This window comes from Phocaeicola sp. RTP21198st1_B8_RTP21198_201120 (assembly GCF_040929485.1).
Classification (GTDB): Bacteria; Bacteroidota; Bacteroidia; order Bacteroidales; family Bacteroidaceae; genus Phocaeicola; species Phocaeicola dorei.
In genome coordinates this window covers 1-2,388 of record NZ_JBCOCI010000205.1, presented here as the reverse complement: position 1 = coordinate 2,388, position 2,388 = coordinate 1, and the positions used below count along the sequence as shown (strand labels likewise).

Annotated in this window: 1 protein-coding gene and 3 pseudogenes; all 4 read right to left on the bottom strand. The window is 53.2% G+C overall.

The features are described from left to right. Window positions 1-71: 71 nt before the first annotated feature. Window positions 72-1,550 (bottom strand): annotated as a pseudogene (locus AB5935_RS24530) (TonB-dependent receptor); the annotation flags it as partial. Further along, complete coding sequence (locus AB5935_RS24525) at window positions 1,547-1,978, bottom strand: DUF1893 domain-containing protein (RefSeq protein ID WP_007843599.1); 432 nt, start codon at window positions 1,976-1,978, stop codon at window positions 1,547-1,549. The gene AB5935_RS24525 and the pseudogene AB5935_RS24530, both read right to left, overlap by 4 nt. 13 nt (window positions 1,979-1,991) lie before the next feature. Continuing rightward, window positions 1,992-2,075, bottom strand: a pseudogene (locus tag AB5935_RS24520) (acetyltransferase); the annotation flags it as partial. 75 nt (window positions 2,076-2,150) lie between these two features. Next, a pseudogene (locus tag AB5935_RS24515) lies at window positions 2,151-2,388 on the bottom strand (cupin domain-containing protein); the annotation flags it as partial.

The following is a 2,388-nucleotide window of genomic DNA, read 5'->3' as shown; positions in this document are numbered from 1 at the left end:
AAAATCCCGAGCAACTTTTTGTTGCTCAGGTACTTAAAAAGTTTAATTTATAATAGTGTTGCGGAATTAAGGATAATCAGGTTCTTGCCATCGATATAGAAGAGATTGATGCCATACGACAGGCTTCCACCCAACAGTCTTTGCGAGAAGGCTATCTCGTAGTTCCACATAGATTCCGGCTTCAAGTCGGGATTCTGCGGCGGGAACATGTACATCTCACGGAGAATCGGATAACGGAAACCTTTGGAGGCAGAAGCCTTCAGTTCGATGGTATGAGGCAGGTGGAATGCCAATCCGGCCTGCGGCACCCATTCTGTTCCGACACGGGAATGATGATCAACGCGCAATCCTGCGTTGAACGTGAGCCACTTCCCGACATCCTGCCGGAAGTCCACATAGCCTGCCACCTCGTTTTCATGCTTATCCACCAAATCGCTACGTGTTCCCGCATCTTCTCCGCTCACATATTCGCTCCATGCCTCGCCACCGTAACGGAACCAGTCGAAGCCTACGGTGATGCGGTTATCCTTGAAGAACCGGGCGCTCTGATACCATGAGATACCCATCATGTCGTCATACGAGTTGAAGCGGTCATCCTGCGGACCTTCCCCTGCGGAAGGCGTATAGCCGTCGTTAATCCAATGGTCGCCCCAGTTGTAGAAGAAACTCAACGCACCGGAAGTCTTCTCATATTCATTTTCGACGGCAAAAGAGGTCATGCCCCGTGTAATGCGCTGGTCACCGTCCAGCAGCGGAGCCGATACCGGGCCGGGATAAGAGGCGTTGAAGTGGGTCACGTTCACGTCGGCACGCAGATTCCAGTGGTCCGTCACCTCGTAACCGATCCGGCCGTAACCGCCGTACTGCTCGAATCCCATGTCGGCACGATGCCCGTCCGTGCGGTTGTACGAGCCGCTGATGACGCTCGAAAAACGCCCTTTGCGGATGCGGTTCGTCAGTTCGGTTTCCAACGTGTTGTAGGAACCGTACCCTGTGTGCAGGTGGGTGCGAATCCCATCCTCGTGCATTTTGCGGGTCACAATATTTACTACGCCACCCATGGCATTCGAACCGTAGAGTACGGATGCCGGGCCACGCAGTACCTCCACCCGGTCGGCCAGGAGCGTCTGGTAGGCATCGGCAATCGGATGTCCGAAGATGCCGGCATATTGTGGATGCCCATCAATAAGCACCATCAGGCGGGCATTGCCGCCACTTAACCCGCGTAACGAAATACCGCCTGCCGCCCCGTTGGAGACCCCGTAGCCCATCACGCCGCGCGAAGTAGTGAACAGACCCGGAACCTGTTCCGTGAGCACAGGGAGCAGGGAAGGCTGCATCGACTGCTCGATTCTTTTCCTGTTCACTACTGAAACAGTCTGCGACAAGTGGCGTATATCCGTCTGATGACGGGTTCCGGTAACGACCACTTCGTCGATAGTCAATGTTCTTTGGGCTGACAAGCTGTCTGCCGTATCAGGTGTTTGGCCCGAAACGGTCAGGCTTCCGGCCAATATGAATGTTGCAAATAGTAAATGTTGTTTCTTCATTTATCTGAATTCATTCTTTTAGATTGTAATGTTATAAACTCTTCAATTCGGACGAGACAATCCTGTGGAGTAAGGCAATACCGGCAACAAGTTTCCAGCGGGCACCATCCCGTCTTTGTACGGTTGATAATGTGCGGGACTGCCGTACCGTAACTGACGCGTACCCCGCTATCGGCAAACAAGTCGAGGGCCGGACGGCTGACCACGTCCGCATGGAGCTCTCCGACCTCTCCCAAAATCATCAGCGCCGCAGCCGCCTTGCCTACGACTTTGTCCGCAACGGAAGCTCCTTTCAGGAAATCGGAATCTTCCCGCAGCAGGGCATACAGGTCGGCCACACCGCGTCTGTCGAAAGTTCTGACTTCTCCGTTGGAAACGACTAAAGAATGTTTCCCTTCATGCAGTAATCGGATGATATCTTCCAGCATAATGTTTCAGAAACTATATTCGTCGAATGAGTTTGGCGGGATTGCCCGCGACAAGGGTATTCGGCTCCACATCGTGCGTGACGACACTGCCGGTTCCACAGTCTGTTTGGGTGCTTTCGACGGGTTACTGAAAGTAAGTAGGCTCATAAGTATCAATACTATCTGTTTCATGTCATTTTAATTTAGCATATTCTTCATCACCGACAGGTTCCAGCCATTCGGTACTGTTGTTCTCACCGGGCACTCCGATGGCTAAATGCGAGAACCAGCTGTCGGGAGCCGCCCCGTGCCAATGTTTCACGCCTGCCGGAATATTGATTGCATCCCCGGAATGTAGTTCCACCGGCTCTTTGCCCCACTCCTGATAGTAGCCGCGACCGCCCACGCATACGAGTGTCTGACCGCCGCCT